This window comes from Natrinema zhouii, from assembly GCF_013456555.2.
GTDB classification, from domain to species: Archaea; Halobacteriota; Halobacteria; order Halobacteriales; family Natrialbaceae; genus Natrinema; species Natrinema zhouii.
Genome location: NZ_CP059154.1, coordinates 74,204 through 99,244 on the forward strand (window position 1 = coordinate 74,204; position 25,041 = coordinate 99,244).

The 25,041-nt window shown below is 64.2% G+C and carries 23 protein-coding genes; 13 read left to right on the forward strand and 10 right to left on the reverse strand.

The window, feature by feature from the left end; all coding sequences use genetic code 11:
- The first annotated feature begins 61 nt into the window (after window positions 1–61).
- The 3 genes from HYG81_RS19080 to HYG81_RS19090 all read left to right on the forward strand — a co-directional run bounded on the left by HYG81_RS19080 (window position 62) and on the right by HYG81_RS19090 (window position 2,835).
- Window positions 62–1,189, forward strand: a complete 1,128-nt coding sequence (locus HYG81_RS19080) for a DUF63 family protein (protein ID WP_180841307.1) — start codon at window positions 62–64, stop codon at window positions 1,187–1,189.
- Between the two features lie 124 nt (window positions 1,190–1,313).
- The gene (locus HYG81_RS19085; protein ID WP_180841308.1) at window positions 1,314–2,207 is read left to right on the forward strand and encodes an NOP5/NOP56 family protein; all 894 of its coding nucleotides are present in this window, start codon (window positions 1,314–1,316) and stop codon (window positions 2,205–2,207) included.
- Complete coding sequence (locus HYG81_RS19090; RefSeq protein WP_180841309.1) at window positions 2,200–2,835, forward strand: fibrillarin-like rRNA/tRNA 2'-O-methyltransferase; 636 nt, start codon at window positions 2,200–2,202, stop codon at window positions 2,833–2,835. Before HYG81_RS19085 ends, HYG81_RS19090 begins: the two co-directional genes overlap by 8 nt.
- Before the next feature lie 429 nt (window positions 2,836–3,264).
- Here the strand turns inward: HYG81_RS19090 and HYG81_RS19095 are convergent, their stop codons facing one another.
- Entirely contained in the window at window positions 3,265–3,828 is a 564-nt protein-coding gene (locus tag HYG81_RS19095) for a DUF7282 domain-containing protein (RefSeq protein ID WP_425607531.1), read from the reverse strand.
- A 980-nt stretch (window positions 3,829–4,808) separates the two neighbouring features.
- Here HYG81_RS19095 and HYG81_RS19100 point away from each other — a divergent pair.
- From HYG81_RS19100 to HYG81_RS19110, 3 genes are all read left to right on the forward strand, one after another.
- Window positions 4,809–5,039 carry a hypothetical protein gene (locus HYG81_RS19100; protein ID WP_180841310.1) on the forward strand — a complete coding sequence of 77 codons (231 nt, stop codon included), beginning with the start codon at window positions 4,809–4,811 and terminating at the stop codon, window positions 5,037–5,039.
- A gap of 274 nt (window positions 5,040–5,313) precedes the next feature.
- Window positions 5,314–6,528 (forward strand): MFS transporter, encoded by a 1,215-nt coding sequence (locus tag HYG81_RS19105; protein ID WP_226375989.1) that lies wholly within the window; start codon window positions 5,314–5,316, stop codon window positions 6,526–6,528.
- A gap of 239 nt (window positions 6,529–6,767) precedes the next feature.
- Window positions 6,768–8,363 (forward strand): fatty acid--CoA ligase, encoded by a 1,596-nt coding sequence (locus HYG81_RS19110; RefSeq protein ID WP_180841311.1) that lies wholly within the window; start codon window positions 6,768–6,770, stop codon window positions 8,361–8,363.
- A gap of 45 nt (window positions 8,364–8,408) precedes the next feature.
- Here HYG81_RS19110 and HYG81_RS19115 read toward each other — a convergent pair whose 3' ends face one another.
- Window positions 8,409–9,821: a TIGR00366 family protein gene (locus tag HYG81_RS19115; RefSeq protein ID WP_180841312.1), complete on the reverse strand. Its 1,413-nt coding sequence runs from the start codon at window positions 9,819–9,821 to the stop codon at window positions 8,409–8,411.
- 5 nt (window positions 9,822–9,826) lie between these two features.
- Window positions 9,827–11,251 carry a short-chain fatty acid transporter gene (locus HYG81_RS19120; RefSeq protein ID WP_180841313.1) on the reverse strand — a complete coding sequence of 475 codons (1,425 nt, stop codon included), beginning with the start codon at window positions 11,249–11,251 and terminating at the stop codon, window positions 9,827–9,829.
- A gap of 277 nt (window positions 11,252–11,528) precedes the next feature.
- Here HYG81_RS19120 and HYG81_RS19125 point away from each other — a divergent pair, with 277 nt between their 5' ends.
- Complete coding sequence (locus HYG81_RS19125; RefSeq protein WP_180841314.1) at window positions 11,529–12,611, forward strand: glutamate--cysteine ligase; 1,083 nt, start codon at window positions 11,529–11,531, stop codon at window positions 12,609–12,611.
- Between the two features lie 134 nt (window positions 12,612–12,745).
- On the opposite strand, the gene HYG81_RS19130 is transcribed toward HYG81_RS19125, so the two are convergent.
- On the reverse strand, window positions 12,746–14,065 hold the full coding sequence (locus HYG81_RS19130) for a dicarboxylate/amino acid:cation symporter (RefSeq protein ID WP_180841315.1): 1,320 nt from the start codon (window positions 14,063–14,065) through the stop codon (window positions 12,746–12,748).
- Window positions 14,066–14,428: 363 nt separating this feature from the next.
- Here HYG81_RS19130 and HYG81_RS19135 point away from each other — a divergent pair, with 363 nt between their 5' ends.
- Complete coding sequence (locus HYG81_RS19135; protein WP_180841316.1) at window positions 14,429–15,151, forward strand: helix-turn-helix domain-containing protein; 723 nt, start codon at window positions 14,429–14,431, stop codon at window positions 15,149–15,151.
- Window positions 15,152–15,183: 32 nt separating this feature from the next.
- Here HYG81_RS19135 and HYG81_RS19140 read toward each other — a convergent pair whose 3' ends face one another.
- On the reverse strand, window positions 15,184–16,311 hold the full coding sequence (locus HYG81_RS19140; RefSeq protein WP_180841317.1) for a M24 family metallopeptidase: 1,128 nt from the start codon (window positions 16,309–16,311) through the stop codon (window positions 15,184–15,186).
- Between the two features lie 195 nt (window positions 16,312–16,506).
- Here HYG81_RS19140 and HYG81_RS19145 point away from each other — a divergent pair, with 195 nt between their 5' ends.
- On the forward strand, window positions 16,507–17,385 hold the full coding sequence (locus HYG81_RS19145) for a COX15/CtaA family protein (RefSeq protein ID WP_180841318.1): 879 nt from the start codon (window positions 16,507–16,509) through the stop codon (window positions 17,383–17,385).
- Between the two features lie 27 nt (window positions 17,386–17,412).
- Here HYG81_RS19145 and HYG81_RS19150 read toward each other — a convergent pair whose 3' ends face one another.
- A complete protein-coding gene (locus HYG81_RS19150) occupies window positions 17,413–17,904 on the reverse strand; it encodes a metal-dependent hydrolase (RefSeq protein WP_180841319.1) in 492 nt (163 codons plus the stop codon).
- Between the two features lie 152 nt (window positions 17,905–18,056).
- Between HYG81_RS19150 and HYG81_RS19155 the strand changes: the two genes are divergently transcribed.
- Window positions 18,057–18,689 carry a uracil-DNA glycosylase family protein gene (locus HYG81_RS19155; RefSeq protein ID WP_226376057.1) on the forward strand — a complete coding sequence of 211 codons (633 nt, stop codon included), beginning with the start codon at window positions 18,057–18,059 and terminating at the stop codon, window positions 18,687–18,689.
- Between the two features lie 42 nt (window positions 18,690–18,731).
- Here HYG81_RS19155 and HYG81_RS19160 read toward each other — a convergent pair whose 3' ends face one another.
- Window positions 18,732–19,037: a cupin domain-containing protein gene (locus HYG81_RS19160; protein ID WP_180841321.1), complete on the reverse strand. Its 306-nt coding sequence runs from the start codon at window positions 19,035–19,037 to the stop codon at window positions 18,732–18,734.
- A 165-nt stretch (window positions 19,038–19,202) separates the two neighbouring features.
- Here HYG81_RS19160 and HYG81_RS19165 point away from each other — a divergent pair, with 165 nt between their 5' ends.
- The gene (locus HYG81_RS19165; RefSeq protein ID WP_180841322.1) at window positions 19,203–20,564 is read left to right on the forward strand and encodes an NAD-dependent succinate-semialdehyde dehydrogenase; all 1,362 of its coding nucleotides are present in this window, start codon (window positions 19,203–19,205) and stop codon (window positions 20,562–20,564) included.
- 195 nt (window positions 20,565–20,759) lie between these two features.
- On the forward strand, window positions 20,760–21,917 hold the full coding sequence (locus tag HYG81_RS19170) for a multicopper oxidase domain-containing protein (protein WP_180841323.1): 1,158 nt from the start codon (window positions 20,760–20,762) through the stop codon (window positions 21,915–21,917).
- Between the two features lie 74 nt (window positions 21,918–21,991).
- Here HYG81_RS19170 and HYG81_RS19175 read toward each other — a convergent pair whose 3' ends face one another.
- Both HYG81_RS19175 and HYG81_RS19180 read right to left on the reverse strand, forming a co-directional pair.
- Window positions 21,992–22,258, reverse strand: coding sequence for a MarR family transcriptional regulator (locus HYG81_RS19175; RefSeq protein WP_180841324.1), 267 nt, complete (start codon window positions 22,256–22,258; stop codon window positions 21,992–21,994).
- Entirely contained in the window at window positions 22,255–23,229 is a 975-nt protein-coding gene (locus HYG81_RS19180) for a transcription initiation factor IIB (protein ID WP_180841325.1), read from the reverse strand. Before HYG81_RS19180 ends, HYG81_RS19175 begins: the two co-directional genes overlap by 4 nt.
- A 191-nt stretch (window positions 23,230–23,420) precedes the next feature.
- Between HYG81_RS19180 and HYG81_RS19185 the strand changes: the two genes are divergently transcribed.
- A complete protein-coding gene (locus tag HYG81_RS19185; protein WP_180841326.1) occupies window positions 23,421–23,852 on the forward strand; it encodes a DUF5830 family protein in 432 nt (143 codons plus the stop codon).
- Here the strand turns inward: HYG81_RS19185 and HYG81_RS19190 are convergent.
- Window positions 23,849–25,006 (reverse strand): DUF7115 domain-containing protein, encoded by a 1,158-nt coding sequence (locus HYG81_RS19190; protein ID WP_180841327.1) that lies wholly within the window; start codon window positions 25,004–25,006, stop codon window positions 23,849–23,851. The genes HYG81_RS19185 and HYG81_RS19190 overlap by 4 nt on opposite strands.
- Window positions 25,007–25,041 lie beyond the last annotated feature (35 nt).

Sequence of the window (25,041 nt, forward strand, 5' to 3'; positions counted from 1 at the left end):
TGGAACAGTCACGCGCGTTGAAAATCGGAAACGGTAAGCGCCCCCCACTACGGGATTCGGTATGGACGACTTCATCGACCGGTTCGGGGCCGAGCGGGTCTGGGCCGCGACCGTCGCGAGTCTCGCCGCCGTAGTGGTCCTCGGCGCGCTCCTGTTCCCACAGCGAGTCTACGCCGAGATCATCTGGCAGTACTTCTGGGGCCCCGTCGTCGCCGACGCCCACAGCTGGAACTGCGCCACGTTAGTCGACGGCCAGGCGGTGCCCTGTAACGATGCCCCCGCTAACGCCGGCCCGACCGCCGAACCCGGCTACACGTTCGTCTCCTACGCCGGCTACATCCCGACCCTGGTTCTGATGCTGACCGGGGTCATCTTCCTTATCCGCCGCCTCGAGATCGAGCGCTACCGCGCGGGCTTCTTCGCGCTGTTCCCGCTCATGCTCTTCGGCGGCGCGCTACGGGTCGTCGAGGACGCCAACGCCGCGGCCTACCAGTACACCGGAGAGATGGCCATCGAACTGCCGTGGTCCGGCTTCATTATCAGCCCGCTGATCTACTTCACCGTCTTCTTCGTCGCCCTGTTCGCGGTCGTGGCCTCGGTCTGGCTCGAACGCAACGACTACGTCTCGGGGTACGAGTACCCCTTGGCCGGGATCGGAACCGCCGCGCTGACGGTGACGCTCCTCTTTCTGGGCTATACGGCGGCGACGAAGCAGTATTCGGAATTCTACCCGCTGGTTCCGCTCGTTATCCTCGTCGGTGCGACGCTGACGACGGCGATCACGTGGGTCGCACTCGAGCGGTTCGCGCCGGAACTGAACCGCGGGACCGGATACATGGGGATCGTCGTCATCTGGGCGCACGCGGTCGACGGCGTCGCGAACGTGATCGGCCTCGACTGGGCGACTTCGCTCGGACTCCCGGCCAACCTCGTTCCGAAGCATCCGATCAACCGGGCGATCGCGAACACGACGGCCGACGTGCTTCCGGCTAATATCGTCTCGATTACCGGCTCGGCCTGGCCGTTCCTGCTCGTAAAGGTCGCCGCTGCCGTTTTCGTCATCTGGATCTTCGACGAGACGGTCTTCGAGGACAGCCCGCGCTACGCGATCTTGCTCATGATCACCGTCGTCGCCGTCGGTCTGGGTCCCGGCACTCGCGACATGCTGCGTGCGACGTTCGGTGTCTAATCGGCTCTTTCGGTTTTCGTCTCGAGTTTCCCATCTTTTCAGCCACTGCGTCGTCCGACGGCGGCCCCGCTCGAGCGGCGACGTGAACGGGGGCTTTAATCGCTCGCGGCGGGAACTGGCGTTCATGACCGATACGGACGGGTGGTTCGCGGCCGTCGACCGCGACGATCCCGACGCGATGGCGGCCGCGATTCGCGAGGGACGCGCCGACGGGCCCCGCGACTGGCCCGCCCTCGCGCTCGAGGCGGAGTTCGCGAGCGACGAGGACGAGTACTATGACGCCCTCGGGGAGGCGACCACAGCTGCGACGCGGGCCGCGGTGACCGAGCGCGAGCGGGCCGACGACCGCCAGCTCGTCCACGCAGTGCGGGCGATGGACGACTGCGATCGGACGGCCAACGAACTCGCCGAGCGACTGGCCGAGTGGGCCGGCACCGTCGACCCCAAGGCGGGAACCGGCGTCGAGTACGCTCGCAAACTGGCACGCGGCGAGACGGACGACGACCTCGAGGAGCCCGCGATTCGCTCCCTCGCCGAACGAGTCGCCGACCTCGCCGACGAGGCGGACGAACTCCGAGAGTTCGTGCAACGCCAGACGCCGGCCGTCGCGCCGAACCTCTCAGCGCTCGCCGAGCCCGTGCTCGCGGCCCGGCTAATCTCGCTCGCAGGGGGGCTCGAGACGCTGGCCAAGAAACCCAGCGGGACGATTCAGGTTCTGGGGGCTGAGGACGCGCTGTTCGCCCACCTACGGGGTCACGCGCCCTCGCCCAAACACGGGATCATCTACACGCACGACGCGGTTCGGGGCACCCACCCCGAGAACAGGGGCTCCGCGGCGCGCGCGGTCGCGGGCAAACTCGCCATCGCGGCCCGCGTCGATCACTACTCGGGCGAGTCGAAGCCGGAACTCGAGGCCGAACTCGCAGATCGGATCGAGACGATTCAGGCGCGGACGGTGGACGATGATGCGGGCACTGACGATGGAAGTGCCGATACTGGAGGTGCCGACGATGAGTGAGAACCTCCCGGCGGGCGTCGAGCGCCGCGCGTTCGACGGGACCGAGCGGCTGGCGACTCGAGGGGTGCCCGTTTACGGCGAGCCGACGGACGGCGAGTGGCGTGCCTGGAACCCGAACCGGTCGAAACTGGGTGCGATGCTCGAGCTGGGAATGGAGACGGGCCTCGAAGGCGGCGAAACCGTGCTCTATCTGGGTGCCGCGAGCGGGACGACAGTGAGCCACGTCGCCGATTTCGCCGGGCCGACCTACGCCGTGGAGTTCGCCGCGCGGCCGGTTCGGGATCTGCTCGAGGCCGCCGAGAGTCGCGATCGGCTCTTTCCGCTGTTGAAAGACGCCCGAAAGCCCGAAACCTACGCCCACGTCGTGGAGTCCGATGTCGACGTGATCGTCCAGGACGTGGCGACGCGGGGGCAGGCGCGGGTGGCGCTCGAGAACCGGCGCTTTTTGGCCGATGACGGGCGGCTACTGTTGGCTGTCAAGGCACGGAGTGAGGACGTGACTCGAGAACCGTCGGCCGTGTTCGAGGACGTTCGCGAGGAACTTTCGGAAGGGTACGAGATTTTGGAGACGCGGGGACTCGAGGCGTATCACGCGGATCATCTCGGGATCGTCGCGCGACCACGGTGAGTCGATCGGGTATCTCATTTGGTTACGTGGTGACCATGTTCTCCACATCGCCTCCGTTTGCATAACCTGAGAATCAGGCATTACAGAACGTGAGTCCACCGAAATACCCATATCGCCCTAGCTCTCAGACAGATACCGTATGGTCCGCTATGCCGAAGAGCCCTGCGCCGACTGTAATGGAAAGAAGATTCGACGGACGGACGGATCGGTGTGGTGCCCAAACTGCGCGTTATTCGATCCGCGTCAGCAGGCCACATGAGACGGTCGGCTGCGAGGGACAGCACGGTAGAGGCGTGAGCGACGTCCGACGCGATCCGCGGAGGGGCTGAAACGACTGTTAGATCTCGTGTGAACCGCTATCGCTCTCGCTCACCACACGACTAGAGACCGTGAACGAACGACGGGGGAGTCATGACCCTCCCCTCTCGTTCACTCGGTCGTCTCGTTCTGTTCCTCCTCGAGCGTGATCAGTGCGTCGTCAATCACTGGCTCGCCGTCAGTGATGTAGGGGTCGTCAGCCTCGGGGAACTCGTACGTCTGGTTGTCGTTGGTGTCCTGGTGGGCCATCGCGATCAACACCTGACTCTCCTCGAGGGACTCGTTGAGCTCGACGGTCACGTTCTCGTGCTCGCCGGAGTCGAGGTAAGTGGAGTTACCCAGGACCTCCCCGGGCTCGTACTCCTCGGACATGTTGGTCACGGTCTCGTTCTCAGTGGCGTTCTCTCCGTCCGTCGCGTTCTCGTCAGCAGGCGCGGCCGCGTGGACGACGGCGAAGCCGCCCTCGGGTAGCGTCGTGTTATTGACCGCGACTGCCGTTCCGTTCGACGTCTGGTTCTCGAACGTCACTGTGGCCGTTTCGTTTTCCGTTTCGTTCTCCGTCTCGTTGTCTTGGGTTGCCGTGCCGGCGTCGGTCGCGGCGAACGCGATGCTCGCCCCCGAGAGGAGGACGAGCGCCGCGATGACTGCGACGCCGATGGTTCTTGCACGTGACATTGCATCGATGGTACCGCCGTAGTTCGGCAAAAATCGGAAGATTCGTTCAGACGCTTCGGCGCTAGAAACGCTCGAATTCGGTAGAAGGGACGAGAGAAGTAATCGGATTCTTCCGATCGTTAGTCCCGCAATCGTATTTGTAATATCATATTCTATTGAAACGCCTTCTCGAGAGACACACTGGACTCACAGCAGTGTTCGGGGTGAGAGACAGTAGCCACCGACAGTTACTGCATATCCGATCGCACGACAGGAGTGCGGTTCGGAGCGATGCGCGGTTCGGAGCGAACACAGTGAGCGAGAACCGCGGGGATACGAACGGTGAGCGAAGCGAGCCGTGAGCGTGCACCGTGAGCGAGTGCCGCGGACTGCGCGATCGGCGTGTGAATCGTTCAGTTGCTACTATAACGGAGTACTGAACTGCTCCTCTCTTCCGGCTAACCCGGCGGACCTTCGAGACGATCCCGTGATAGTCAATCTCGGGTGTCGTCAGGACGCCTCGAGCGTGCAGCGCTGTCGGTGGCATCGTCGTGGGGCCGCGGTGACTCGATTGCCGTCTCAGTTGGTCACGTGGCGACCGTGTTATCCGTATCGACTCCGTCCCTGTAGCGCAAAAATTCGGCATTACAGAACGTGAGTTCCCCGAAATATCTATATCGTTCTCACTCCCAGACGGATATCATATGGTCCGCTATGCCGAAGAGCCCTGTGCCGACTGTTGTGGGAAGAAGATTCGACGGGCAGATAGTTCGGAGTGGTGCCCGAACTGCGCGCTGTTCAATCCGCGTCAGCGGGCGACGTGAGATGGTCAGCTGCGAGGGGAAGAGGAGAGCAGTGAGTGGCATCGGACGCAACCCGCTGCGCGCTCCGTTTCACGCCAACCGAATCCCGAATGTTTCCGGACCAGCGCGCGAAGACGGACTGGGTCGACGATGCGTTGATCGGAAGACCGATAAGATCCTCGCGGAACGGAGTCACTAATGACAGCAGCGTCACCCGGACGGCTCACTCGTTCGACCAGTCTCCGGGACCATCCCGAACTGGTGGCTGTGGTCGTGGTCGCATCCGTCATCGCACTCATCGCGATCCGGTATCTCGTCGTCGACCGTCTCGAGATAGACGCATCGACCTCGTACATGGCCGGCGCGTTCGTCGGGCTGTTGATCGCCCAGTTCATACGGCGCCTCTGTGACTGGTACGGCGTCGAGTGAGAAACTGCCAGCAGCTAGCACTGAGAACGGAGTGTGCTGCTGTCGGCCGCCGGCCGGCTCGAGACCGCAGCGTCGAGTGCTCCGGCGAGAGACGGCCCGCGAGACCCTGATTCCGTCCTCTCATCGTCGACCCAATCGACGAGTCCGTAATCGACGATCCGTCGTCTGCCCCGGTGACTGCCGGAACCGAAAACCCCGCTCGACTCCCGGAAGCATTGGCCGCCTACGGAACTGAAACAACCCGAGTATTGCTAGGCACAGCAACGACTCACCCGTGGCGCATCCGATACGAACGATCAAGCGGTACGCGAAGGAAACGACGGATGACCTGTGGGCCGGCGGGCGCGGCTGGATTCTGCTCGCCGTCGGCGCCGGGTGGGCGCTCTCTATCGGCGTTCGGTTCGTCTATCCCGCGCTCGTCCCCTACTTTCAGGACGACTTCGGGATCGGCCTGACCACGACCGGACTGCTGTTGACGCTGCTCTGGGGGGCGTACGCCATCGGTCACGTACCCGGCGGATTCCTCGGCGACCGGATCGGCGAGGGTACCGTGGTCGTCCTCAGCACCCTCATTTCGGCCGGAACCGTCCTCGTCGTCGCCACGGCGATAAACGTCTGGATGCTGTTCGCGGGAACGATCGTGTTCGGCCTCGCGACCGCACTGTACGGACCGACTCGGTTCACCATCTTCACGGACATCTATCCGAATCGGGCCGGCTCGGCCATCGGGCTGACGATGGCCGCGGGCAACCTCGGAAACACGGTCTTTCCCGTCGCGGCGGCCGTTATCGCTTCCTACACCACGTGGCGGTACGGGATCGGTTCGTTCAGCCCCCTCTTTCTCGGCGTCGCCGTCGGACTCTGGATGGCGGTTCCGAACCGCACGTCAGGTGGGGGAAGCGCGGTCGACGAACTCTCGAGCGACACGCTCGCGCGGATCAGAAGCGGGATCACTCGCGAATCCATCCCGATCGTCGTCGCGATTCAGGTGACCGCCTCGTTCGTGATACAGGGATTTTCCTCCTTCTATCCGACGTACCTCACGGTGACGAAGGGATTCTCCCCGGCGGTAGCAGCGACGCTGTTCGGACTGTTCTTCGCCGTCGGGGCGGTTATACAGCCCTTCTCGGGAACCATGCTCGACCGTCTCGGGGCGCGTCCGACGCTCGTCCTGTATTTCGGCGGCTGCGTCGCCGGGCTGTGGTTGCTGCCCTTCGTCGACGGTCTCGTCCCGCTCGTCGCGGCCACGGTTCTCATCAGTAGCTGGAACGGGTGCGGCGTCGTCACGCAGACGTATATCGCGGACTCGCTCCCCGACGATATGCAGGGAACTGGACTGGGGACGTTGAAGGCGGGCTGGATGGTCGTCGGTGCGACGTCGCCCCTGCTCATCGGTACGCTCGCCGATTACGGCTCGTTCGACCACGGATTCCTGCTACTGGCTTCGGTCGGGACCGTTGGATTGTTGCTCTCGATCACTCGGCTCTAGGCGCGGAACGGACCAGTTCCTCTCGATTTCGTTCCGTTGACGACGTTCGAATGCCGACGGTGATGGATGCCGTAAAGACGACGCTCGAGCCCGTCTCGCCCCTTTATCAGTCATCCACGGACCTCGAGGAGCACCGACGAGCGGGACGCTAGTCAGGCACTTTCCGACGCTAATCCCGGCGATATGCGGGAAGAGGTGCGATAAAGAATATATGCACCCCCGTGGTACACGGCCGTGGTATGTCAGAACACCCCACTATAGGCGACACTCTCGAGCAAACCGTCGACCGCCATCCCGAGCGTGATGCGATTATTTACCCGCGAAAGGACCAGCACTGGACCTACGCGGCGTTCAATGAGCGGGTAAATCGGCTGGCCAACGCCTTGCTCGAGGCCGGGATCGAGAAGGGGGACCGGGTCGCGACGGTGCTGTATAACGGCTCGGAGATGGCACTCACCGTCTACGCGTGCGCGAAGATCGGTGCCGTCTTCACCCCGTTGAACTTCCGCCTGCCAGCGGGAGAGATCGAGTACATCGTCACCGACGCCGACGCTGAAATGGTCCTCTTCGAATCCGAAACGCGGGAGGCCGTCGAGGGGGCGCGACCGAATCTCGGGTCCGTTTCGGAGTACGTGTTCATCGACGACGACCGCGCTGACGTGCCCACCTACGCGAGCGGATTCTACGACATGCTCGAGTCCGGCTCCGTCGACCGGCCCGACGTCCGCGTCGACGAAGACGACGTCTACGCCTTCATCTACACCTCGGGAACCACGGGTCGTCCGAAGGGGGTCGTCCACGAGCACCGGAACATGGTCGAACACGACCTGCTCTGTATCACGGAGATGAACATCACCCGCGACGACGTCGGCCTCTCGATGATGCCGCTGTATCACTGCGCCGAACTCCACTGTAACCTGTTCGCGCGGGTCCACCGCGGCGCGGCGAACGTAATTCACCACGAGTTCGAACCGGAGGCGGTGCTCGAGGCGATCGAGGAGTACGACGTGACGGTCCTCTTCGCGGCACCGACCGCCTGGAACGCGCTCGCGATGACCGCCGCCGAGTCGGATGTCGATGTCTCGTCGCTCCGGCTCGGGCTCTACGGGGCGGCCCCGATGCCCGAACAGGTGCTCGAGAACTGCATGGAACACCTCTGTGAGGAGTACGTTCAGGCGTACGGCATGACCGAACTCGGACCCGCGGCCGCCTTCCAGTCGCCGGCCGATCAGCTCCCGAAACAGGGGTCGGCCGGACTGGCCGCGCTCAATCACGAACTGCGCGTGGTCGAACCCGACGCGGCTCCGGATCGGGCGGTCGACGAGGGAGAGATCGGCGAGATCCTGCTCGCCGGCCCGTGTACCATGCGCGAGTACTGGAACCGTCCCGAGGCGACCGAGCGCTCGCTACGCGAGGCCGACGGGTCGACGTGGTACTACACCGGCGATCTCGGCTACCGCGACGACGACGGTTACCTCTACGTCGTCGACCGCAAGGACGACATGATCGTCTCCGGCGGCGAGAACGTCTACCCGGCCGAGGTCGAGGACGCCCTGTTCGGACACGACGCCGTCGAGGAGGCGGCCGTCGTCGGCGAACCCGACGAAGAGTGGGGCGAGACGGTCGTCGCCTACGTCGTCGCCGACGACGACAGCACCGCGGCGGACCTCGACTCGTTCGTCCTCGAGAGCGACCGGCTGGCCGACTTCAAGCGACCGCGGACGTACTACTTCGTCGACGAACTCCCCAAGAACCCCAGCGGCAAGATCCAGAAGTTCAAGCTCCGCGAGGACGAGGCCGACCTCGAGCCCGAGTCCGAAACCGTCGCGTCCTGATCGATCGACGACGGTCCCGGATCGTCTTCGGGCGTGGCGCCTGCCCTAGAACACCAGTAGCAGTCCCAGCACGACGGCCGAGACGTACAGCGTGATGACGCCGGCGTATTTCGCGAACTCGAGCCAGTCGAACCCCGAAATCGAGAGAATTCCGGCGAAGACGAAGCCGAGCCAGAGGTTCGAGACGCCGGCCGCGTACATCACCGAGACGAGTGCGGCCACGAGATCGACGTCGGCGGCCGCGATGGCTGGTCCCTGGATCACCCAGACGGAGCCCGGATCTGGAACGAGCAGCCCCAGGGCGAACGCGAGGGGGTACGAGGCCACGGCTGGTATCTGGGTGCCGGCGATGACGTCGCCGATCGGGCCGTAGAGCTCGGCTTCCGAGAGCAGGGCGACCACGCCCGCGTAGAACAGGAACGGGATCGCCACGTGATTCGTCCACCGCGTCGCGTCCCGCGTCTTCGACTTGAAGGCCATCGGCGGCCCCTGCACAGCCAGCCCGAGGATCATCAGCGTGAAGGCGAGCCACGGCAGGGTCAGCGCGCCGCCCGTCGCGAAGTGCCAGCCCGCCGACGCGAGCCCGATGACGACCGCGAGCAGGCTGATGCTCTCGGCGTTCTCGAGCCGATCGCCGAGTTCCCACGACTCCTCGTCCCGTGTCGGCGAGTAGTGGGCGAGCGTCTCGGCGATCGAGCCCTCGAGAATTCGATTTCGAGCGTCGAGTTCCCTGATGTCGGTGTCATCACTCGGAGCCAACGCCACCAGTACGAGCGGGATGGTAACCACGAAGAGCACGCTCGAGAGCAGGTTGACCGGGTGAAGGACGAACTCGGACATGGCGACGGAGCCCGCGTCCTCGAGCATGATGTTCGCCACTCCGCTCTCGTCTGCCATGAGCAACGCGCCGGGACTGGAGAGGCCCTGGTTCGCGACGACGAGCGCCGACAGCCCGCCGGTGAGGACGAGCGGGTAGTGAACCGCGATTCCGCGCTCGCGGGCGCGATGACAGAGTCGCTGGCCGACGAGAACGCCGCCGACGAGACCGAGCGCCCAGTTGAGCCATCCCAGCGACAGCGAGACGAAGGCGGTCGAGAAGACGATCCCCCGCTGACTCGCGGGGAGGACGGTCGCGAGTCGATCGAACAGCGCGCCGACGCGGGGCGATTCCACGACCGTCGCGGAGAGGAGCCAGAAGAGAATCAGGAACATCTGGAGCGAGAACAGGTCGTAGAACCCGGTTCCGAACAGCTCGAGCTGGGTCATGGGCTCGAGGAAGGGGACGGTCACGACCAGCGCCAGCACCGCGAGCAGGAGCCCCGTGACGAGCGATTCGGGGAAGTACTTCCCGAACGCCGGGACGAACGCGTTTCGGTCGGTGTCGGTCGCGGTCGGGGTGCCGCCGTCGGTACCGACGGCACGCTCGCGGTCGTCGTCGGAGGGGGAGTCGTCGGCCATCGTGATCACCCCACGACCCCCATCAGGAGCGCACCGCCGCCCATCACGAACCCGACGAAGACGAACAGAACGGCGACGTAGCCCATCATGTCGCGGATGGTGAGCCCGGCGATACCGAGCACCGGGATGGCCCAGAACGGCTGCACCATGTTCGTCCACTGGTCGCCCATCGCGAACGCGATCAGCATGTGGTTCATCTGGGTGCCCGGGATCTGCTGGGTAGCCGAGGCGTAGACTTCGCCCATCACCGTCCACTGGCCGCCGCCGGAAGGAACGAAGAAGTTGACGATGCCGCCGGAAATGAATACCAGCAGGTACCACGTCGTCTCGGTCGCGTACTGCGCCGCGGTGTTCGCGATCAGTTCGACCAGCCCCGAGTAGACCATGATGCCCATGATTCCGCCGTAGAACTGGAACTGGATGATGATCTGGCTGGCACCCTCGATCGCCTCGCGAAAGACGTCGACGTAGCTCCGCAGCGACGCGTGAGCGAGGAAGCCGAGGCCGAACATCGCGGAGATGAGGACGTTGATGTTGAGCACGTCCATGAACGGCTCCGTCGCGAACAGCGTCGCGAGGTAGATCCAGATGAGCAGCCCGGTCCCGACGCAGATGACGCTGCTATCGAGCAGGAACGCTTTCATTCGTGTCTCTCGAGCGTGGTGGGGCGCAGCGGTCCCTCCGCCGTCGGCGGCCGTCGGCTCGCGTGCGGCCCGCAGCGTCTCCTTGGGAACGGTCGTGATGTTCTCCCTCTCGGGAGCCATCAGCGGCATCAGGACCACGACGACCGCGATGACGCCGGCGATGAGCAGGAGGTTGAACGGGTGGAAGATCGTCTCGGAGACGGGAATTACGCCCATACTCTCCTCGGCGAAGTGGCCCTCGGTCGCGACGAGCAACAGCGACGCGGCCGACAGCCCCTGATGCCACGGTAACAGCCCGGCGTAGGCGGCCGCGACGAGCAGCGGGTAGTGAACGTCGACGTCCTTCTCTGCCATCGAGATGCCGACCTCTCGGGCGAGGATCGCGCCGGCGATCAACACGACGCCCCAGTGGAACAGCCCCAGCAACTGTCCGCACAGCGCGACGACGAACACCGCTCCGGTCTGGCTGTCGGGAACGGACGCGATCCGGCGAAGGACGCGTTTCACCGGCGGCGAATCCGCGAGCGCCCAGCCGGTCAGCAGCGCCAGCGTCGACTGCGTCGAGAACGTGATCACCTCCCAGAATCCCTCGCCCCAGTGGGCCGCGACGCCGCCGGGTCCCGTATCGGTGACGACGACCGCGATCGCCATCGTGAGGAACGTCAACAGCAGCGCGAAGATGAACGCATCTGGGAGGTATCGCTTGACCAGCCGGCTCGCGACGTCGCCGAGCCGAGTGAAAAAGTCGCGGACCGCTCCCGGCTCGCTCGAGGCTGGGGCACTCATGGTTTCCTCCGCTGTACTGGACACATCCCAGACCGTTTCGGAACCGGTCGCCGTTGGCGCTCGGTATCGAGCAACGACATAGATACTACCACGCAGATATAAGTAGAGTGAAAAAGTCTGTGTCAAAATACTTTATTACCCGACGAATTCGAGAGGCCTAGATCCAGTAGCCGCGACCAAACGGGCGGCACAGCGCCACCCTGCTGCCGGATCCGACCCCGGACGGGTCGTTCCGAGTCCCAACCGTATTTATCGCCGCGGACAAAACGGTGAGACGATGGAACGCGGGTCGAGAGAATCGTTTACGCGCATGGGGACGCTGGGGATCGAGGAGGAGTGCTTCGTCGTCGACGCGGACGGCCGCCCGACCAGCGGGACCGACGAACTCGTCTACGAACACGACCCGCCCGAGATCCTCGAGGGCCGGCTGGATCACGAACTGTTCAAGTTCGTCATCGAGACGCAGACGCCATTGATCGAGTCCCCCGACGACGCCCGCGACTCGCTGCTCGCGATTCGCGAGGCGCTGGTCGAACACGCTCAGAACTACGACTACCGGATCGCCGCCGCCGGACTCCACCCGCTCGCGAAGTGGCAGGAGCTCGAGCACGCGGAGAAACCCCGCTACCGCTCGCAACTCGATCGGATTCAGTATCCACAACACCGAAATACGACCGCCGGGGTCCACATTCACGTCGGCGTCGACGACGCCGACAAGGCGGTCTGGATCGCCAACGAACTGCGGTGGTACGTGCCGATCATGCTTGCGCTCTCCGCGAACTCGCCCTACTGGAACGGGTTCGATACCGGACTCCAGTCCGCCCGCGCGAAGATTTTCGAGGCGCTGCCCAACACCGGCATACCGACCCACTTCGAGGACTTCGAGGCGTTCGACCGGTTCGAGCGACTGATGCTCGAGACCGAGTCGATCAACGACCGCGGCGAACTCTGGTACGACGTGCGGCCCCACACCGCCCACGGGACGGTCGAACTGCGCACCCCGGACGGACAGGCAGATCCCGACATCGTGCTGGCGTTCGTCGAGTACGCTCACGCGCTCGTCGAGGCCCTCGCCGAGGAGTACGAAGACGGCGCGAGCGGCCACCGACACCGCCGGGAACTACTCGACGAGAACAAGTGGCGGGCGATCCGCCACGGGCAGGACGCGTCGTTCATCGACCGCGACCTCGAGGGAACCGTCGAGTTGGGCGAACTCGTCGACCGCGAGTGCGAGCGCCTCGACATCAACGGCATCAGAGACGTGTACGAGCGGGAAAACGGCGCGGACCGACAACGCCGTCTGCTCGAGGAAGAGGGACCCGACGCGCTGTGTGAGTCGCTCATCTTGCAGACGCAGTAGGTTCGTGGCGGTCGCTCGAGGGGTGAGCGTTCGCAGATACCTTTCGTAGCGCCGATCGTGAGTTCGCGTGCACGATCACCGATCGGTTCGTCTCGATTCGGATACCACGGGAGAGTCGTCCGTCGCGGTCTCGTTCAGTCGTCCGTCGCACTCACGGACTCGTCACCGAACTCGGCCGGTGCGTCGGCCCAGACGCCGTTCGTGAGATCGATCGCGTCGTTCCACTTCGCGACGACCGTGGTCACTGCAAGGTCGCCCGCGATGTTGTTCATCGTCCGAAGGCGGTCGAGCAGCGGATCGATACCCGCGATCATCCCGATGACCTCGAGCGGGAGTCCCACCTGCGTCAACACCGCAGTCATCATGACGAGGCTCGCACTGGGGACGCCCGCAGTGCCGATACTCGCGAGGAGTGCGGTAAGCAGGATGGCGAACTGTTCGGCCAGCGTCAGGGAGACGCCGACCATGTTCGCGGCGAAGACGGCGACAATGCCGAGGTACATCGACGTTCCGTCCATATTGATCGTCGCGCCAAGCGGGAGTGAGAAGCCGTACACGCGCTCTTCGACGCGGAGGTTCTCGTCGGCGTCCGACATCGAGACGGGAAGCGTCGCGGTAGACGAGCGGATACTGAGTGCCGTGATGAGCGCCTCTTTGATACCACGCAGGAAGTCCAGCGGTGACGCGCCGACTGCCCCTCGGATGAGCAGGAGGAGATAGACGAGGGTAATCTGGAGGCCGACAGCGATCACGAGAGTCATGGAGAGAGAGAAGTACGCCCGAATCGCTTGCACGCCGACTTCTCCGAACAACGCTGCCATGAGCGCGAACACACCGAGGACGCCGAACTCCATAATTCCCCAGACGATTTTGAACATGACCTCTGCTCCGGCATCGACGATGTCAAAGATGGTGTCGATGCCGTTCCGGACCGCCGAGTCCGGTTCGACTTCCGCTCGCACCATCGTCATCCCGAGGCCGAAGATGAGCGTGAAAAAGATGATCGCAAGGATGTTCCCCTCAGCTATCGCAGCGAACGGATTCTCGGGGACGATATTGAATACCTGGTCCACGAACGACGGTGTCTGTTCGGTCTGGACGTCCGTCTCCTCGATGGTCATCCCCGTACCGGGATCGATGAGATTGCTCACACCGAGTCCCATCGCGATCGCAACGACCGTCGTGACGATATACAGGAGCACGACCTGCCCGCCGACCCTCCCCAAGTTTTTCGGGGAGAGTTCTCGCGTCGCCATCAGCAGTGTGAAGATGATGATGGGGACGATGATCATCTCGAGTAATCGGACGAACAGATCTCCGACCGGCTGCAGTGACGTTGCCGGCTGACCGGCTATCAGTCCAACGAGAGCACCGAGAACGAACGCTGCTCCGATTCGATAAACGATTGGAACTGACCGGTATTGTTGCCATGCCGAGCGAAATAATCCAGCCATATCCTTCAATATGAAGATTTGGAATCAGGTAATAATACTTCCGAATTAGAACAATTATATTCACAGTGTTATAATAAATAGTTACTACCATTCTGTGGAGAGAAATAAATCCGTGGTAGAATACGCGATACGACGTTGATTTTCGGCTGTATACTGTCAACAAGCGGTAGACAGAATTCGGCTTACGTGGGAGGTCGAACTCGCCGGTCGTGTTCAGGAAAGCTGGTTCCAGACCAACGCGAATGCCGTGTGACAATACGTCGAAACCTTCACGCCCACTCCGTCGACCGTTCCTGAACACTGTCGAGTTAGCCCCACAAAGGTTTAACTCCGCTCGAGGCCTCATCCTGTACGAGAACCCACATGAGTTCCGACGACACAGACGAGCATCCGGTCGATACCGACGACGGAGACGAATCGCTCGAGGGACCGGACGACTTCGTCGAGCGCGAGGCCGGCCGAAACCCGGCCGTCGAGGAGCTCGACCAGCGGATCGTCGACCTGCTCTCGTGGATCCTGGACACGGAAACCCGCGCGAAGATCTACGTCTACCTGCTGGCGAATCCCGGAAGTACCTCCGAAGAGGTCGCGAAGGGGACCGGTCTCTATCCCAGCACGGTCCGCGAGGCGCTCGCGGAACTCCACGAGGAAGACCGCGTCTCGCGCGAGAAACGCGCCAGCGAGGGGGCCGGGAACAATCCCTACGAGTACACCGCGATCCAGCCCAGCGAACTCGTCGGCGGCGTCGTCGATCAGGTGCAACAGGAGCTGAACACCATCTTCACGCTCGATCGCGTCCTCGACCGCGAGGGCGATCGCGACGCTCGAGCCGAGCTCGAGGAGCACGTCGAACCGGTGAAGATCACCGTCGACGACACGGCACCGACGAGCGACGACGATTCAGCGATGGATGCAGATCCCGATACCGACCCGGACGCCGACGTTATCGAGTTCGAGGACGACATGCAGATCGACACCGTCGATACCGAATCCGACGAGGGCGACAACGGCGAGAGCCACGAGAGCAGCGAGAGCGACGATACCGGCGAGAACGGTGACTCCGACAGCCGCGGGACCGACGAATAGCCCGCGCCTGTTTGCCGTCCGTTTCCGCAGTGCTACCCCTCGAGTTCGAGTACGTCCGGCCGCTCGAGTTCGAAGTCACGATCGACCGCGGAGACGGTCGTCGTCGGCCAGCGACCCGTCGCCGTCAGCGTCTCGATTTCCTCGTCGGTGACCAGTGCGGTATCCTCGCTTTTCGCGCCCTGAACCGTCGGATTCCACGCGTAGGCCATCGGTGCTTCGACCGGCGCGTCGTGGCTCGGCGTAGCGATCCACTCGCGACCGGCAAAGCCGGCGGCCCCGCCCTGATGGTGGTGCTCCCACTCGCCGTCGTAGCCAACCGCGTCGTAGGCCTCCTGAATGGCACCGAAGACGTCACCAGCGGTGCCGTCGCCGTCGGCATTGCCGGTACTGCCGCGGCTCCCAGCTGCTGCTTGTGTTGCGGCCAGCGCCGTCGTCTCCACGCGAGCGGCGGCCTCGTGGCGCTCTGCGAGCCACGACGGGGGATCGAAGGCGACGGTCCGCGTACAGCTCGCGTGGAGGCCGGCCTGTTCGGCGGTGACTGAGACGAGCGCGTACTCGCCGAGTTCGGCGTCGGTCGGCGTGTAGTGTCGGTACTGCTGGACCCGCTCCGAGCCGCCCACGAGGACGACGGGAGCCTCGATGTCACGGGCCGAGAGGGCGACTCGCAAGGCCGACGCGACCTCGTGTTCCGTATCCTCACGCCGGAGTTCCCTGCAGACCGATTCGACGGCGGACGCCGTCTGCCCGCCGAGCTCGCGGTATCGCTCCCGGTCGCGCTCGGTCAGCGGCTGCCGCAGCGCGGTCGGATCGACGCGCTCGAGTCCGGGAACTTCGATGTCGATCGCAGCCCGTTCGTCCCCGACGCGCTCGGTGATGGCTTCGGCCAGCGACGACGCGTACCAGGGGAACTGCTCGACTGTGACCTCGTTTCGGTCGAAGTCGGGCAGCTCCTCGGCGACGATGCGCTCGGCTTCGATGTTGTTCGCTACAATCGTGATCTCGTCACCGTCGTAGCCGACGGCGGCGACGCCGGTGTCTCCCTCGCGGTCGATAACGTTGTTTCCGCCAGTGAGCCACGCAAACGAGTTCGGCCGGGCGAACCAGACCGAATCGAGCCCGTTGGACTCGAGGAAGGCCTCGAGTCGCTCGCGTTTGTCCATGTCGGGTGCTGGCAGGGACGGTTCTTGAATGCGGCGAACACCGGGCCGTCGGTCGGCGTGAGCATTCGAAGCGAGCGAGCACACCTCGAGCCGAAGCCGGTCGCTCAGCCGTCGTCGACGAACGCCCGATCCCCGTCGAATCGGACGACTCGGTCAACCTAAGTACGGGCCGTCCTAACCCTCGACAGAACGCCCGTGTCGTACGACAATCACGCGCCCGACTCGAGACTTCGGTCGTTGATCGATCGGTTCAGCTATCCGCACCTGCTGACCGCAACGCTCGCGCTGGTCGCGGCGACGATTCTGCTGGGCGTCGCGGCGAAGGCGACCGGTTCGGGGCTGGCCTGCGAGGCCAACTGGCCCCGGTGTGACGCCGGGCCGTACAACCTGCTCCCGGGGAGCATGCCGAGTTTCTACGAGTGGTTCCACCGCTTCGTTTCGATGTTCGCCGGGTTCGCGATCGTCGGCTCCGCGCTCGCAGCGTGGCGACTCCCCAATGTCGACCGGCGGGTCACCGGACTGGTCGTGGCCGGAATGGTCCTGACGCCGATTCAGGTCGCGCTCGGCCGCGAAACCGTCCAGCAGTACACGATGGACATCCTCTCCTTGCACTTCTGGACGGCCGTCACCATCTTCACACTCTTTCTGATCGCCACCGTCCTCGTCTGGGCACCGCGACTGACGGGAACGCACGTCACCGGCGCGCTCGCGCTCGGAATCGTTGCACTGCCCGCACATGTCGCCCTCAGCCCGGTCGTCGGCGCCGAGATTTCGAGCTACTCGCCGACGATGCAACTGATCCAGTACGCCGTGGCTCTCACGCTGCTCGGCGCGGCCATCGTCGCCGCGCTGATCGGTCGCCGGCGATTTACGGGACGGGCCGTAACCTCCCTGCTCGCGGCACCGCCGATCGTGGTTGTCGTTCTCTTCTTCGGTCGACAGGCGGCGAACCCCGCCGTCGAGATTCCGTATCTCGCCGCTGCCGTCGCGCTACTGGCGACGTTCGTCGCCGGAATCGTGCTTACGCGACGGGGATCCGCCTCGAGCGAGACGTCAGACACACTCTCACCGTAGCGTTGGAGTCGCGTTGCGAGGGATGAATCAGCCGAAGACGACGACGATTCCGATTCCTGCGAGAACGGCGACGACGCCCAGTCCGAGCAGTCCGTAGTTGGCGATCGGGTTCGCAGCGGTCGTCACCGAGAGGGAGTATCGACGGCGCGAGACCGGCCAGAGCGGACGGATCCCCATTGGCGTCAGCGCGTCCGCGAGGAGATGAGAACCGATCGAGATGACGCCGACGAGGAACGCGAAGCTCACGACCCCGGCGTCGACGAACGCGGAGGAAGCGTCGATGAGAGCGGCGGTCAGAGCTGCGAGCCCGGCTCCGACGAGGAGCGCGAATAGAACCGTGTGGGTCGGGCCGCGGTGTTCGATCAACGGGAGCCGGTGGTCGTAGTCCGGCAGCGTCGACAGGGCGACACAGACGAGGCCGCCGACGATCGCGATCTCGCCGTATCCACCCATCGTAACGACGGTGCCAAGCGGCGCGTACGCCGCGAGCGCACCGCCGTAGTGCCCCACCTGATACATGTACGACACGAAACACGCGAATGGAGTATAAACCCACCGCCATCCGACTGAGCGGCGCTCCCGGCTCGATAGCGGGTGCGAAAGCCGGACGACTTCCGGATCGGTCCGCCGCGACCGCTGGGGTTTTTGCCGCTGACGACGTTCTCCCGGTCGTGCGAAACGTCACCGACAGGACGAGCAACCCGTTCGGACTCCGACCGCCGTTCGACCGTTCCGACCCCGGTGATCGAACAGCCGTCTTCGGCTACGGTGACGCCAACGCCGATTTTCACGTGATCGGTGACTACCCCGGCATCCACGGGGGCGAATCCACCGGCGTCCCGTTCACCGAAACCGAGAGCGGGCTCGCGGTCCAGGACGTCCTCCGCGAGGTCGGCTTCGCGAGCGGACCCCGTGACGAACCCGTCCTCGAGAACTGCTTTCTGAGCTACGTCCACATGTGTAGCCTGCCGGACGGGGAGCCACCGACCGCCGAGGAGTATGCCGACCTCGAGCGCTTCTTCGACGCCGAACTCCGCGCGATCAACGCCCATATCCTCCTGCCGGTCGGAGCCCGGGCGACCGACCGCGTCCTCCGGGAGTACACGACCCAGCGACGACGGTTCGACCTCGAGATGGGAGCGCTCCACGCCGCCGAGATCCGCGGTCGCGGTTTCATGGTCGTCCCGATCAAGGATCCTGTGGAGTGGGTCGACGGCGATCGCGAGGCGATCGTCGCGCGACTCGAGGCGCTACTGGCCAGCGATTACCGGCAGACGAAGGGAATCGCGACGACGGTCGGGTGAGCGGTCCAGCACCGTTCGACCGAGCGGGAACCGGAGCGCTCGTTACGAGTCAATTTTCGGCGCGAAGACGAGCAGCGCCGTACTATCATCGATCGCGTGCGGGGAGATATCCTGATCGCCGTCGAACTGGGCGATATCTCCCGATTCGAGGGGATAGACCTCGTCGTCGAGCGTGAGTTCGATCTCCCCCTCGAGCAGGTGAAGAATCACGTTCGACTCCGGATGGCGATGCGCAGGTACGCGATCGTCCGCCTCGAGGCGTAATCGCACCGTTCGCGGTGTCCGTTCCTCGAATACTTCGGCGTGTGGCGTCGCCTCGAGTTCGTCTACCGACGTGATCGCTGGCATGATCGAACTGTGATGATTCTCCCAGTTGTACTTTCGGATGAACTCGTTCGGGGCGATTGGTACTGACTCGATGCTGTTCGAGAGCGACTGCCGATCGTTTCCGCTCGGACGTCTCGGCCCGACCGGCGTAACCACTAATCGTCTTCGCCATACACACTCATGCGTATGCAGGTGATCAATCCGGCGACCGGCGAGCGAGCGGAAACGGTCGAGGAGCACGACGCGTCCGACGTTCAGGACGCCCTCGAGCGATCGACGGCGGCGTACGAGGAATGGCGCGAACGTCCGATTCGAGAGCGCGAGGAACTGCTCGCAGCCGCGGGCGATGTCCTCCGCGAGAACGAACGCGAGTACGCGGAAACGATGACCCGCGAGATGGGCAAACCGATCTCGCAGGCGCTCGCCGAGATTGAGAAGTGTGCCTGGGTCTGTGACCACTACGCCCAACACGGGAGCGCCTATCTCGAGGCGGACTCCCATCCGAGTCCGCCGGGATCGGACGTCGAAACCGTCTACGATCCGCTCGGCCCCATCCTGGCGGTGATGCCGTGGAACTTCCCGTTCTGGCAGGTCTTCCGATTCGCGGCTCCGCACCTCACCTCGGGGAACGTCGGGCTGCTCAAACACGCCTCGAACGTTCCCGGCTGTGCGCAGGCCATCGAGGACGTGTTCCGCGAGGCCGGCTACCCCGAGGACGTCTTCCAGTCGTTGCTGATTCCGTCCGACCTGGTCGATGACATTATCGAGGACGAGCGCGTCAAAGCCGCGACCGTCACCGGCAGCGGTCCGGCGGGTCGCGCGGTCGCCTCGACGGCCGGCGACCAACTCAAGAAGTCCGTCCTCGAACTGGGCGGGAGCGACCCATTTGTCGTCCTCGACGATGCCGACATCGAGGACGCGGCCGAGACGGGCGCGTGGGCGCGCAACCAGAACGGCGGGCAATCGTGTATCGCCGGAAAGCGGTTTCTCGTTCATACCGACGTCTACGACGAGTTCCTCGAGCGGTTCGTCGCCGAGGTCGAATCGCTCACTGTCGGAGACCCGATGGACGTGGACACGGACGTCGGCCCGCAGGCCCGCGAAGACCTCATGGAAACCCTCCACGAACAGGTCGAAGCGAGCGTCGAGGCCGGTGCTCGAGTGCTCACCGGCGGCGAGCCGATGGACCGCGACGGCGCGTTCTATCCGCCGACGGTGCTCGCCGACGTCCCGGAGGGGTGTCCGGCCGACAGCGAGGAGACGTTCGGCCCCGTCGCCGCCGTCTACGAGATCGACGACGCGGACGGACTCCTCGCGAAGGCCAACGACACGGAGCTCGGTCTCGGCGCGAGCGTCTGGACGACTGACCGCGCACGCGGTCAACGCCTCGCCCGCGAGATCGACGCCGGCTGCGTCTACATCAATCAGCTCGTCAAATCCGATCCGCGCGTCCCGTTCGGCGGCGTCAAGGAGTCGGGCTACGGCCGCGAACTCGCCCGGGAGGGGATGCTCGAGTTCGTCAACCGAAAGACGGTCTGGACCGAGTAACCGACCGATTGCGAGCGCGGACGACGAGATTCGGGTGGTGTTCCTCGCTTCCGGACTGATACCCGCCAGGCGTGGGTATCGGCGGTCCGCCGCGGATTCGTTTAAATAGTAACGGTGAACATGTTCTCGAGACTTCCCGATCCGTAAGAACTAGCTCGACCCGTTATACATCGATACTTCGTAGGATGAGTTGTTATGAGTGATCGTATTGGTGCACCCGGACTGGGGCTATCGCGACGCGAATTCGTTGCTGCGACTGGCGGTGTGGCAGCGCTAACTGGCATGGCGGGCTGTATGGGTCAGGGGACTACACAGGATTCGGAGCTGTCGAATTCGTCCGAGGAGTCCTCGAGTGACTCCGGATCCGATCTCCCGTGGACGAGTTCCCCGGAGGTCGTGCAGGTCGACGAGCAGGGCGACAGCGTCACTCTACGGTCGGTGACGTCCCGACACGCCGTCCATCCGATGGATTCGATGGGCGGTCCGATAGAGCTCCCGAGCGTCTGGGCGTTCCAGGCCGACGACGGGAAGCCGAGCGTTCCGGGGCCGATCCTCCGGACGACCGAAGGCAACGACATCGAGGTGACGCTGGACAACTCCGACGCCAACATGCCACACACGCTGCACTTCCACGGCTCGCAGAAGACGTGGGAGAACGACGGCGTCCCGACGACGACGGGTGTCACGGTCAACGCCGGTGAGAAACACACGTACACCATCCCTGCGAACGTTCCGGGGACGCACCTCTATCACTGCCACTACCAGACCCACCGCCACATCGATATGGGGATGTACGGCATCTTCCGCGTCGACCCGAAGGGGTACGAGCCCGCGGACAAGGAGTACTTCTTCACCCTCAAAGAGTGGGACTCCCGCGTGAACCGACAGATGGCCGGCGAGGACGTCGACTACAGTCCCCGCAATCGCAATCCGGACGTGTTCACGATCAACGGAAAGAGCCTCCCGCGAACGCTTCACCCCGAAGACGGCTCGCCGATCATCGTCGACCACGGCGACACCGTTCGCCTCCACATGGTCAACGCGGGCTACATGTCCCACCCGATGCACACCCACAACCACCGGTTCCGACTCGTCGAAAAAGACGGCGGTCAGATTCCCGACGTGGCCCAGTACGAACAGGACGTCATCAACATTGCTCCCGCGGAACGATACACGGTCGAGTTCAAGGCCAATGCCGACCCCGGCATCTACCTCATGCACTGCCACAAGGTCAACCACGCGATGAACGGGAACTCCTACCCCGGCGGGATGGTCAACGCCATCGTCTACCGCGACGTGATGGATACCGACATCTTCGCGAACCTCATGGAGTACGCGGGCTACGAGGGCTGATTCCTCGAGCGATAGGACGCCCCGACATAGCTCCGTTCCCCAAAATAGCTCCAATCCAATCGTTTCCAATCGTTTTACGGTCGGCCTTTCGTTTCCGTCCGGCCATCCGATCCGCTGGGTGCCGGTTGCACGGCAGTAGCGAGCCGTCGACGGCCGGCCACGGTGATATTGTATCGGCCACAGCCGATCGAACGAATGTCTCCGTCATCGCGGAGGCGGTCGCACGCGTGTTCGACCGTTACCGGATGCTCGTCGACCGCCGCGGCGAGATCAACGACGTAGCGCGGAGCGCCATCGGCGAGCACCTCGAGTAGCTCCCGCTCGAGTTCGCGTCGGCTCATCGTCGGTCTCGAGTCTCCTCGTAGGCCGCCAGCAGTTCCTGGTATCGGTTTCGGACGGTGACCGAACTGACGCCGGTCTCGTCGCCGATGGTCTCCTGTGTGACCCGTTCGTTCGTCAGCCGCGCTGCGCCGTAGATCGCTGCAGCCGCCAGCCCGGCCGGGCTTCGACCGCTATGGAGGTCCCGCTCCATGGCCGCCTCGAGAATCTCTCGAGCGAGCCGTTCGGCGTCGTCGCTGATCTCGAGTTCGGAGGCGTACTGCGGGAGGTAATGGATCGGATCGGCGGGTTCGATCTGCAGGCCCAGTTCTTCTGAGAGATAGCGATACGCCCGCTGAACGGGGAGCTTCTCGACGCGACTCACCGAGGCGAACGCGACCAACGTCCGCGGCGTGCCGTGTTGCCGGGCGGCGGCGTACAGACACGCGGTCGTCATCGCCTCGATCGAGCGGCCGGGGAGCAGTCCGTCCTCGACGGCTCGGCGATACAGGACGCCGGCCGTTTCGCGACACGGCTTCGGCAGGCCGAGCGCCGACGCCATGCGTTCGAGCTCGCCGAAGGCCTGTTTGAGGTTGCGCTCCTGTGCGCTTTTCGCGGTGAATCGCTCGTTCCACGTCCGCAACCGGCGAAGCTGTTCGCGCTTTCGCTCCGAGAGATGGTTGCCGTAGGCGTCCCGATTCTCCCAGCCGATGGTCGTACTCAGGCCCTTGTCGTGTCGAAGCGGCGTCACCGGCGCACCGACCCGTCGTCGGTCGGTGGTATCGTCGAACGCCCGCCACTCGGGACCGTAATCGATCTCGTCCGCCTCGAGGACGAGGCCACACTCCCCACACGTCCGTTCGCCGTGTTCCTCGTCGTGCTGGATCGAGCCCGCGCATTCCGGACACTCGGATCCCCGTCGCTCAGGAGCGATCTCGCGCTCTCCGTTCCGGATCGATCCCTCGTCAGCCGTATCGACGATCGTCTGACTCATTGGTCTGTGTTCGCCGGAGTGCGTTCCGGCCGTGTGATTGCCTCGCTCGGATTTCCGTGGAGCAACGGTATCAACGACCTGTGGATTCCCAGACCCTGGGAACGGTCGGCGTCGTTCTTCTACTCCGGAATCGTGCCGTTCGACTTCGAGAGGAACAACGTTTATTCGCTCCGAGACGACAGCACAGACAGATGGATCGCGACGGGGACCGGACCGAACGAACCGAGTACGACGACGGTTCCGGCGTCGATACGGACCGCGAGACCAGCGACGACCGCGTCGAACTCGGGCTGGCGTTGCTCGCTCGGCTCGAGCACGAATCGCTCCCGCTGGCCGCGGTGATCGATCGGATCGAGACGGTTACGAGCGATCCGACGGTGATGCGGACGATCCTCGACCGTGCCGAGCTCCGCGGTCTCATCGAACGCGACGACGGGATCGTCCGCCCGAAGAGCCGTCAGTACGTCCGCTTCGAGCAGGACGTGATCACGAAAGAAGGCGAGTTCACCTGTCAACGCTGTGGCTCCGGGCTCTCGACCGGCTACTTCATCGATCTCGAGGCGGGCGAACTCGGCCCCTTCGGCTCCTCCTGTATTCGAAAAGTGACTGGACGCGACGATTAGCGGCCCTGCCGGAGTTCCGCGATCAGCTGCTCGATCATCTCTCCCTGTTTCTCGATGACCTCGCTCTGGCGCTCGACGGCCACCTCGAGCGCGTCGAGGCGCTCGAGGAGTTCGGGGTCGGTCTCGGCTGTGGCCTCGGCGGCGTCAGCGGCAGCTTGCGCCGTGGGATCGTCGACACCGGCTACCGCGTCGATATCGTCGTCCGCCTCGAAGAGGGAGCCGGTCTCCGCGGTTCCCACCGAGTCGTCACGGTCGCGGTTCGCCGGTGCCGACGCCTGCGACGTGGGCTGTCCGCCGTCGCTCCCACCCGACTGTCGTCCGGATTCGGCGGTCGCAACGCCGTTCGTTTCGCCGCCAGTGAGCGGATCCGCGGCTCCCGAATCGGTCGCGTCGCGAGCCCTCTCAGCGCTCGCATCGTGATCGTCCGGTTCGGGCGGGTTGGCATCGAGCGGGTCGACGCCGCCGCCGAAGTCGACGGACGCCCCACGACCGGCGTCGGTGTCGTCGTCTTCGTCCTCGCCGACCGTCTCGTTGAGTTCTTCGAGCGAGCCGACGTCGTGGTACTCGAAGAGGGCTCGCTGGAGCCGTTCCCGGAGATCGTTCGCCTGCTCGTTCGGCGCTTTGATCCGCTGGGGGCGTCCGTCGACGGTGAGGACGATCTGGGTGGCGACGCTGCCGTCCTCGAAGGCCAGCTTGGTCACGTCGTCGAAGTGGTACTCCTCGTAGTCGCCGTCCCAGACCGCACCGCCGATGTGCTTGACCAGTCGATCGCTCGTGATGATTAGGGTCAGCTCGCTGAACCGATAGGTCTTGACGACCGTCTCGCCGGGATCAGTGATTCCGTTACCGTTTAACACGCCGGCGAGGACGGGATGGAGCACGTCGTCGGTCGCACTCGAGGGAATCGTAAAGGTTCGTTCCCCGTCGAGTGCGTACTCGAGCGTGAACTTCGTCTTGCGCCGACCTTCGGAGAGCGTCAGTCGGTCGGCGTCGTGGGGGTATTCGTCAGCCGATTCGTCGCTCAGGAGGCCGTCGGCGCGGTAGACGATGGTCCGTGAGGGCGTAATGAAGAGCTCGTCGTCGCTGCCGAGAGAGACTCGCGCCGCAATCTCCTCGCCATCGAGAGTCGCGGTGACGATGCCGGGAACGCTCATGTCCTGCCGTTCGTAACACCGTATGATAAATCCGT

Bases quoted from the DNA above. Each gene is read 5' to 3' on its own strand.
- HYG81_RS19135 (WP_180841316.1), top strand. From the start codon at position 14,429: ATGAGTTCCGACGACACAGACGAGCATCCGGTCGATACCGACGACGGA.
- HYG81_RS19160 (WP_180841321.1), bottom strand. From the start codon at position 19,037: ATGCCAGCGATCACGTCGGTAGACGAACTCGAGGCGACGCCACACGCC.
- HYG81_RS19115 (WP_180841312.1), bottom strand. From the start codon at position 9,821: ATGGCCGACGACTCCCCCTCCGACGACGACCGCGAGCGTGCCGTCGGT.
- HYG81_RS19090 (WP_180841309.1), top strand. From the start codon at position 2,200: ATGAGTGAGAACCTCCCGGCGGGCGTCGAGCGCCGCGCGTTCGACGGG.
- HYG81_RS19095 (WP_425607531.1), bottom strand. From the start codon at position 3,828: ATGTCACGTGCAAGAACCATCGGCGTCGCAGTCATCGCGGCGCTCGTC.
- HYG81_RS19085 (WP_180841308.1), top strand. From the start codon at position 1,314: ATGACCGATACGGACGGGTGGTTCGCGGCCGTCGACCGCGACGATCCC.
- HYG81_RS19150 (WP_180841319.1), bottom strand. From the start codon at position 17,904: ATGTATCAGGTGGGGCACTACGGCGGTGCGCTCGCGGCGTACGCGCCG.
- HYG81_RS19165 (WP_180841322.1), top strand. From the start codon at position 19,203: ATGCAGGTGATCAATCCGGCGACCGGCGAGCGAGCGGAAACGGTCGAG.
- HYG81_RS19130 (WP_180841315.1), bottom strand. From the start codon at position 14,065: ATGGCTGGATTATTTCGCTCGGCATGGCAACAATACCGGTCAGTTCCA.
- HYG81_RS19110 (WP_180841311.1), top strand. From the start codon at position 6,768: ATGTCAGAACACCCCACTATAGGCGACACTCTCGAGCAAACCGTCGAC.
- HYG81_RS19185 (WP_180841326.1), top strand. From the start codon at position 23,421: ATGGATCGCGACGGGGACCGGACCGAACGAACCGAGTACGACGACGGT.
- HYG81_RS19125 (WP_180841314.1), top strand. From the start codon at position 11,529: ATGGAACGCGGGTCGAGAGAATCGTTTACGCGCATGGGGACGCTGGGG.
- HYG81_RS19180 (WP_180841325.1), bottom strand. From the start codon at position 23,229: ATGAGTCAGACGATCGTCGATACGGCTGACGAGGGATCGATCCGGAAC.
- HYG81_RS19120 (WP_180841313.1), bottom strand. From the start codon at position 11,251: ATGAGTGCCCCAGCCTCGAGCGAGCCGGGAGCGGTCCGCGACTTTTTC.
- HYG81_RS19190 (WP_180841327.1), bottom strand. From the start codon at position 25,006: ATGAGCGTTCCCGGCATCGTCACCGCGACTCTCGATGGCGAGGAGATT.
- HYG81_RS19170 (WP_180841323.1), top strand. From the start codon at position 20,760: ATGAGTGATCGTATTGGTGCACCCGGACTGGGGCTATCGCGACGCGAA.
- HYG81_RS19140 (WP_180841317.1), bottom strand. From the start codon at position 16,311: ATGGACAAACGCGAGCGACTCGAGGCCTTCCTCGAGTCCAACGGGCTC.
- HYG81_RS19080 (WP_180841307.1), top strand. From the start codon at position 62: ATGGACGACTTCATCGACCGGTTCGGGGCCGAGCGGGTCTGGGCCGCG.
- HYG81_RS19175 (WP_180841324.1), bottom strand. From the start codon at position 22,258: ATGAGCCGACGCGAACTCGAGCGGGAGCTACTCGAGGTGCTCGCCGAT.
- HYG81_RS19100 (WP_180841310.1), top strand. From the start codon at position 4,809: ATGACAGCAGCGTCACCCGGACGGCTCACTCGTTCGACCAGTCTCCGG.